The 7,785-nt window shown below is 59.5% G+C and carries 4 protein-coding genes and 7 tRNA genes; 10 read left to right on the forward strand and 1 reads right to left on the reverse strand.

Translation table 11 applies throughout. The features are described 5' to 3' along the window. From GX181_04955 to GX181_04965, 3 genes are all read left to right on the forward strand, one after another. Window positions 1-1,473 (forward strand): TRAP transporter permease (locus GX181_04955; protein ID NLM71296.1); only part of this gene is annotated, 1,473 nt, incomplete at its 5' end. A 97-nt stretch (window positions 1,474-1,570) separates the two neighbouring features. Further along, window positions 1,571-4,363 carry an isoleucine--tRNA ligase gene (gene ileS / locus GX181_04960; GenBank protein NLM71297.1) on the forward strand — a complete coding sequence of 931 codons (2,793 nt, stop codon included), beginning with the start codon at window positions 1,571-1,573 and terminating at the stop codon, window positions 4,361-4,363. A gap of 22 nt (window positions 4,364-4,385) precedes the next feature. Beyond that, a complete protein-coding gene (locus GX181_04965; protein ID NLM71298.1) occupies window positions 4,386-5,306 on the forward strand; it encodes an RluA family pseudouridine synthase in 921 nt (306 codons plus the stop codon). Here GX181_04965 and GX181_04970 read toward each other — a convergent pair. Further along, on the reverse strand, window positions 5,239-6,933 hold the full coding sequence (locus tag GX181_04970) for a fibronectin-binding domain-containing protein (GenBank protein ID NLM71299.1): 1,695 nt from the start codon (window positions 6,931-6,933) through the stop codon (window positions 5,239-5,241). The genes GX181_04965 and GX181_04970 overlap by 68 nt on opposite strands. 200 nt (window positions 6,934-7,133) lie before the next feature. Between GX181_04970 and GX181_04975 the strand changes: the two genes are divergently transcribed. From GX181_04975 to GX181_05005, 7 genes are all read left to right on the forward strand, one after another. Then, window positions 7,134-7,208, forward strand: a tRNA-Ala gene (locus GX181_04975). 39 nt (window positions 7,209-7,247) lie between these two features. Then, a tRNA-Pro gene (locus tag GX181_04980) sits at window positions 7,248-7,325 on the forward strand. An 11-nt stretch (window positions 7,326-7,336) separates the two neighbouring features. Next, window positions 7,337-7,413 (forward strand) — tRNA-Gly (locus GX181_04985). An 8-nt stretch (window positions 7,414-7,421) separates the two neighbouring features. Further along, a tRNA-Arg gene (locus tag GX181_04990) sits at window positions 7,422-7,498 on the forward strand. 13 nt (window positions 7,499-7,511) lie between these two features. Beyond that, a tRNA-His gene (locus tag GX181_04995) sits at window positions 7,512-7,588 on the forward strand. Window positions 7,589-7,599: 11 nt separating this feature from the next. Further along, window positions 7,600-7,675: transfer RNA gene (locus GX181_05000), tRNA-Arg, on the forward strand. A gap of 13 nt (window positions 7,676-7,688) precedes the next feature. After that, window positions 7,689-7,764 (forward strand) — tRNA-Lys (locus GX181_05005). The last annotated feature ends 21 nt before the right edge of the window (window positions 7,765-7,785 follow it).

Below are 7,785 nucleotides of genomic sequence, written 5' to 3' on the forward strand. Positions count from 1 at the left end.
CTCCTGTACTGCTACTTCGGGCGCAGCTTCCCGTCTCTGTTCCAGCACAGAGGCTTCAACATCTATCGCATAGTCAACCACATGTACCTCGGGACAGAGGGTATATTCGGCATACCTCTGAGCGTCTCGGCGACGTTCGTCTTCATGTTCATACTGTTCGGCTCCATGCTGGAGCAGACCGGGATGGGAAAGTTCATCATCGACCTGGCGATGGCGCTGGCTGGATGGGCGACCGGTGGACCTGCGAAGGTCGCGGTCATAAGCTCGGGGCTCATGGGCTCGATCTCAGGCTCGTCTGTCGCGAACGTATGCACCACCGGAATGTTCACAATCCCCCTGATGAAGAGCGTTGGCTACAAGCCGCACTTCGCCGGGGCGGTGGAGGCCGTCGCTTCGACCGGCGGACAGATAATGCCCCCCGTGATGGGAGCGGCCGCTTTCATCATGGCCCAGTTCATGGGAGTTCCCTACATACATGTGGCGCTCGCCGCCGTGGTGCCGGCCCTCCTGTACTACTTCGCCGTCATTATCCAGGTCCACTACGAGGCCAACAGGCTCGGATTCAAGGGCCTTCCCAGGGAACAGCTGCCGCCCCTCTTCCGTCTGCTTCGGCAGAAGGGGCACCTGCTCATCCCCCTCATCGGGATAATCTACTTCCTGATCGGGGGGTACACGCCGCTCAAAGCTGCATACAACGGTATCCTCATCACGATCGTGGTGTCGTGGCTTAACAAGGAGACCAGGATGACCCCAGCCCGGTTCCTCGCAGCGCTGGAGAGCGGTGCGAGGGCCGCGCTCGGCGTGGCCTGCGCCTGCGCCACTGTCGGCATAATAGTCGGGACCGCGACTCTCACCGGACTCGGACTGAGAATTGCAAGCGCTATTGTCACCCTCGCCGGAGGGAGCCTCATGCTCACGCTGCTGCTGACGATGGTCGCGTGCATTCTCCTGGGGGCCGGACTGCCTACCACGGCCAACTTCATAGTCACAAGCACCATGGCCGCACCGGCGCTGGCCCATCTAGGAGTGCCCCCGATGGCCGCATACATGTTCGTGCTCTACTTCGGCATAGCGGCCGACCTGAGCCCCCCCGTGGCCCTGGCGGCCTACGCGGGCGCGGGAATCGCCGGCGCCGAGCCGATGAGGACCGGCATGACCGCCGTGAAACTGGCCCTTGCGGGGTTCATAGTCCCGTTCATCTACGTCTACAACCCAATACTTGTACTGGTCGACTTCAGCCTGTTCCCGTTCATAATGGCGACTATCACGGCCCTGATCGGGGTAATGTTGCTGGGGATGACCACTATTGGTTATTACAAGGGCGAATTGAAACTGTGGAAGAGGGTTCTGGCCTTTGTGGGCGCTATAGGCCTTCTGATACCGGGATGGCAGAGCGACCTGTTCGGACTTGCTATTTTGGGCCTGATTTACATTATTCAGACCAAGACCTTTGAGAATAGCACAAGTCTATAGCCGACGGTAGTTCCCAAAATGTGTTAATATTGTCTGGTTTATTACCGTCCCGAGACATCAAGGGACGGTTTTCCTATTTCAACAAGGGGGTTTACTAATGAGCACCGACTACAAGGGCACTCTTTCTCTTCCGGAGACGGCGTTTCCAATGCGCGCAAATCTCGTCAAGAGAGAGCCGGGATTTCTGCAGTTCTGGAAGGATCAGGACATATACGGGAAGATGTTGAAAAAACGCAACGGGGCGCCGCTTTTCGTACTCCATGACGGACCTCCGTACGCGAACGGACACATCCATATAGGCACGGCGTTCAACAAGATCCTCAAGGACTTCATACCGAAGTACAAGTCCATGAGAGGCTTCCGCTCCCCCTACGTCCCCGGGTGGGACACTCACGGCCTCCCGATAGAGCTGCACGTCATCAAGAGCATGGGGGTCACCAAGGACACGGTCGACCCGGTGCTGCTACGTGAGAAATGCACCGAGTACGCGCTGAAGTTCAGGGATGTCCAGAGGGAGGAGTTCATGCGCCTCGGAGTTCTGGGCGACTGGGATAACCCCTACATGACCCTTCACCCGGAGTACGAGGCGGTGCAGATAGGCGCCTTCGCCGACATAGTCGCGAAAGGCTACGTATACAAGGGACAGAAGCCCGTCTTCTGGTGCATAGAGTGCCAGACCGCGCTCGCCGCCGCCGAGATCGAGTACTGGGACGAGCCCTCGCCCTCGGTGTACGTCGCATACTCGATGACCAACGCAGAGACCCTCCTGCCCTCGCTGAAGGGAGAGGACGTGGACATAGTCGTATGGACCACTACGCCCTGGACGCTGCCGGCAAGCATGGCGGTCGCGGTGGGCCCCGATCTTCAGTACGTCTTCGTGCGATCGGGGAGGAAGGTCTACCTCTTCGCGGAGGCGCTGCTCGAGAGTGTGTCGAAGGAGACCGGGCTTGAGTTCGGAGAGATTCTGGGCCGCCTGAGAGGGGACGAGCTGCTCGAAGGCGTGGCGCTGCATCCCTTCTACCCGGAGAGAAAGATACCCATCCTCCCCGCGGACTACGTGCTGCTCGACACGGGCACCGGCTGCGTCCACACAGCCCCGGCCCACGGAGTCGAGGACTACGAGACCTGCGTCAAGTACGACATCGAGATATTCAACCCCGTCGACGAGAGGGGACGCTTCAAGGAGGGAACCGAGCTGGTGGGGGGACTGACCCTGGACGAGGGCACGGAGAAGCTCTTAGAGGTCTTGACGGAGAGCGGGCGGCTTCTCGGCAAAGGAAAGATCGTGCACTCCTATCCTCACTGCTGGCGCTGCAAGAAGCCAGTCATATTCCGATCCACGGACCAGTGGTTCGTCTCTGTCTCCGATTTCAAGGAGGGCGCCCTAAAGACCATAGAGGACGACGTCCGATGGATCCCCGATTGGGGGAAGGAGCGGATCTTCAACATGGTTCGCGACCGCTCGGACTGGTGCATCAGCCGTCAGCGCATATGGGGAGTTCCCATCCCAGCCTTTTACTGTAATAGCTGCAACAGGCCGATTCTGACCGAGGACAGGATTCGTTCGGTGCAGGCGCACGTCCACGAGCACGGCAGCTCGGCCTGGTGGAGCATGTCACCGGAGGAGCTGCTCGGAGACCTCTGCTTCTGTCCGCACTGCCAGGGCGGAGACCTGCGCAAGGAGACCGACATCATGGACGTCTGGTTCGACTCAGGCACCAGCCACGCTGGAGTTCTGAGAACTCGTCCGGATCTTAAATGGCCCTCGGACATGTACCTGGAGGGAAGCGATCAGCACAGGGGATGGTTCCAGACATCGCTTCTTACCGCGGTGGCCCTCTTCGGCAGAGCCCCCTACGACCAGGTCCTCACCCACGGTTTCATAATGGACGGGGAGGGGCGGAAGATGTCGAAGTCGCTGGGGAACGTCGTTGCCCCACAGGAGATCATCGACGAGTACGGGGCCGACATACTGCGCCTCTGGGTCGCATCCACGGATTACAGGAACGACGTGAGGATCTCGAAGGGGATCATCAAGAACCTCAGCGAGTCCTACCGGAGAATTCGCAACACGGCTCGCTACCTGCTGGCCAATCTCAACGACTTCTCCCTGGACGAGCTGGTCCCCTCGGACAAGATGCTGGAGATGGACCGCTGGATACTGGCCAAGCTGAACTCGATAATCGACAGGGCGAACGTCGCCTTCGACAACTACGACTTTCACGTTCCCACTTTCTCCATCCACCAGTTCTGCGTGAACGAGTTGAGCTCCTTCTACCTCGACGCGAGCAAGGACCGGATGTACGCGGACGGCAGGAAATCCCTCTCGCGAAAGAGCGGACAGACGGCGATGTGGCACGTCCTGTCCGCCCTCACGAGGATGCTGGCGCCGATCCTGAGCTTCACCGCGGAGGAGATATGGTGGGAGATGCGCAAGATCGACCCCTCTCTGCCCGAGAGTGTATTCCTGTCCGACTGGCCGCTGCTGGACGAAAACATGAGAGACGCGGAGCTGGAGGCGAAGTGGGAGGCGGCTCTGACCCTTAGGGACGCCGTCAGCCGGGCGCTTGAGACCGCGAGGACCTCCGGCATAATCGGGCACTCCCTGGACGCCGGAGTGGTGGTGGAGATAAAGCCGGGGGACGGGATCCTCTCTCACTTCTCGGACGAGGCCCTCAAGACGTTCAGCATTGTATCGTCATTCGCGCGTTCGGAAAGAGTCGAAAACATGAGCGTGATCCAGAAGGACGAGGAGACCGGCTTCACGGTTGGAGTGGACAAGGCCCCTGGAGAAAAGTGCCCGCGATGCTGGCAGTACACCGAGACGCCGGACTCCGAAGGACTTTGCCCCAGGTGTGCGCGGGTGCTCGCAAGCCCTGACGGTGACTAGAAAGAACCGCCGAGCGAGCTGCGTGGAACAGGTGCGTTTGGTTTCAGAGGAGGTCGAGGCGGGAGATCGCCTTGACCTCTTCATAGCCGAAAGACTCGACCTGCCGCGCTCCTTCGCTAGAAGGCTGATCGAGACCGGGGCCGTCGCGATAGACACCGGAAAGAGGCCCAAGCCAAGCCTGAGGGTCGCCGCAGGCATGGGCGTTCTTGTATCGTTGCCGCCGGTCGAACCTGCGCTTAGTCCCGAGCCCGTCCCGTTTCAGTTAGTATACGAGGATCCCTGGCTCATGGTGGTGAACAAGCCATCGGGGCTGGTCGTCCATCCCGCGCCGGGAAACTGGCGTGGCACCCTCGTTCACGGACTGCTTCACCGCTTCGGAAGGTGGGGAGAGTTCATCGACGAGGACCGCCCCGGCATAGTTCACCGTCTCGATGCGACATCCTCGGGGCTTCTCGTGGTGGCGAAGGATCAGATGACCCTGGAGGAGCTCCAGCGGCAGTTTCGCAATAGGGAGGTCGAAAAACTCTATCTCGCCCTGGCCGAAGGCAGGATCGCCGACAGCTCCGGCAAGATCGACATGCCCATTCAAAGATCGGTCCGCAACAGACTCCGGATGAGCACGGGCCCCGAAGGAAAGGAGGCAGTGACGGTCTTTCGCGTCCTGTGGCGCAGGGGGGGGTATTCGTTCGTGGAATGCCGGATACCCACGGGCCGCACTCACCAGATAAGAGTCCACATGAGCCGCCTGGGGCATCCCCTCGACGGCGACTCCCTGTACGGCGCGTCAAAGAAGAGCGCCCGGAGATTAGGCAGGGTCTTTCTGCACTCCTGGAGGCTCTCATTCCGTCACCCGTTCACAGGAGCAAACTCCTCCTTCACCTGCCCTCTGCCGGAAGAACTGACCGCACGGCTTCGGGAGATTCTCTCCAAAGATCGGGGCTGACCTGTACCGTCCTCGGATTTGTGTAGGTGACGAGTGCGATGGCGCCGCCAGGCACGGACCTCACGTACTTACGCTCGGTGTAATCGACCTGCGCTTTCGTCGAGAGCCTCGCCTTGCTGAACCAGGCTGCGAGAGAGGCAGCCAGCAAAATCACCGCTTCGGTATAGTCCTCCCTTCCGTCGATCCTCTTGACTATCACGTGCGCTCCGGGGATCTCGTGAACGTGGAACCACAGGTCCTCCGGGGACGCGACCCTGAAGGTCACATGCCTGTTTCCCCTCGCATTCAGGCCGACGTAGAACTCGCAGCCTGCGTGAGAGAAGCGGATATGCGGCGGAAACTTTTCCTTTTTCCTCCCGGAGCGGCCTTTTTTCGAAGGAGTCAACCAGTCGAGGGTGTCCTTTATCGCCTCGGCCAGAAGGCCCGTATCCTCGATGGACTCGAGGGCGTCCATCTGATCCTCGAGCTCCGCCACCCCTCGGCTCAGCGCGGTTATCCTCTTATGAACGGCCTCCAGGTCTATCTTGCTCTTCCTGTACTTTTTAAAGTACTTCTCGGCATTCGCCGCCGGGGACAGCTTCTCGTCGAGGCCGATCACTACATTTTTCCCGGACTCGTAATCGACAAGGGACACCTCTTTGCATCCGCGCGGAACCAGGTGGAGAGAGGTCAGCAGAAGCTCGCCGTATTTCCTGAACTCCTCCCCCCGCTCGGACAGCGAGACCTGGTTCTCAAGTCCGTCGATATGCCTCCTTCGGCTCTTTATCTCCCTTTCAAGTGCCTTTCCGACCGCTACCAGCTCCTTTTTCCTGTGGGCGGAGAAAAGGACGCTCGAGGCCTCCTTGCCGCAATACCGAAGAAGATCCCCGTTTATCGGCACCGCATCAAGAAGAGGGACGGGGAAGGCGGTAATATACTTTCCGATTCTCTGCAGCAGAATCGGACTTGGAGGATCGCCTTCGTCGAAAAGAGCGCGAAGGGCGGCATTAAGCCGTGACGGGCAAAGGCCCAAAAATGTCCGCGTCAAGGCCTCGACAAGGGTTCTGCCGACCCCCTTCAACTTCCAGACCTCGTCCGCCGAGGCGAGAAGAGTATCATCCGACCAGGGCTCGCCCTTCAACGGCGGAGGGGGGGTGTAAGGCAGGCCGGGAAGGACGGTCCTGTAGCGGTTGACGTCCGCGTGAATGTGCTTCGCCGCGTCCAGGACGGTCTTTTCGTCGTCGATCAAAATAAGATTTGAGTTCCTGCCCGTCCCCTCGAACAGGAGGGAGGACTCGACGGAAAAACCGGCCCCCACGACCCTGTCAAACCGCAGCTCGAGGATGCGATCGTTGAAAAGCTGCACGGCTGAACACAATGAGGCATTCAGCAGATTCTTCTTAAGGGCCTCGCCGAACGAGGACCTCGTGCCCCTCGTCCGCCTCAGGGCATCGACAGTCTCGTCCGCAATTATGCCGAGTCCGTAATTCTCCGCGTGCCAGGAGATGAAAAGCCACTCTCCACCGCCCATCCTCAAGGCAGCCCATACCTCTCCCGTCTCAATCCTGTACACCCTGGACGGCAGTACTCGCCTGTTAAACTCCCGTGAAATAACCGTCAACAGCTCGGGCCCGAATGACATGCTCATCGCTCCATCCCGTATGATCTCTCCAAGTGCAAGAGTATATCATTTCGTCAACTCCGGCGGGGGAGAGACCGAATGTTCGGAGGCGATCGATGAAAATGGGTGTTTTCACGAGCGCTTCCCGATAATATTTTACAACCTCGCCGCCGACGCCCTTGACAAACGAGCCCACGCTGATTACAATATTCGCCGTTGGTCTGACTGGGGCTGTAGCGCAGTGGGAGCGCGCTTCCCTCGCACGGAAGAGGCCGGGGGTTCGAATCCCCCCAGCTCCACCAGGGACTGCCAGGCGGATGAACCGTTACAATATAGAACATCGGGGCGTAGCGCAGTCTGGTTAGCGCACCTGCTTTGGGAGCAGGGGGTCGAAGGTTCGAATCCTTTCGCCCCGACCAGCGGGACAGGCGCGGGAATAGCTCAGTCGGCTAGAGCGATGGCCTTCCAAGCCGTAGGTCGCGGGTTCGAATCCCGTTTCCCGCTCCATTTATCAGGCGCCTGTAGCTCAGCCGGACAGAGCAACGGCCTTCTAAGCCGTGGGTCGCGGGTTCGAATCCTGCCGGGCGCGCCAGTAGACAGAGACGGTGAGCGTAGTTCAATCGGTTAGAGCACTGGACTGTGGCTCCAGAAGTTGGGGGTTCGAGTCCCCTCGCTCACCCCAGTTTTCAACGAGCGCCCGTAGCTCAGTGGATAGAGTCACAGACTTCGGATCTGTTGGTCGCGGGTTCGAATCCTGCCGGGCGCGCCAAAAGGAAAAATGTGGACTGTTAGCTCAGTTGGCAGAGCAGCTGACTCTTAATCAGCGGGTCGTGGGTTCGAATCCCTCACAGTCCACCATTTTCTTCTCATTACAAGTGC

The organism is Synergistaceae bacterium (assembly GCA_012521675.1).
GTDB lineage: Bacteria > Synergistota > Synergistia > Synergistales > Aminobacteriaceae > JAAYLU01.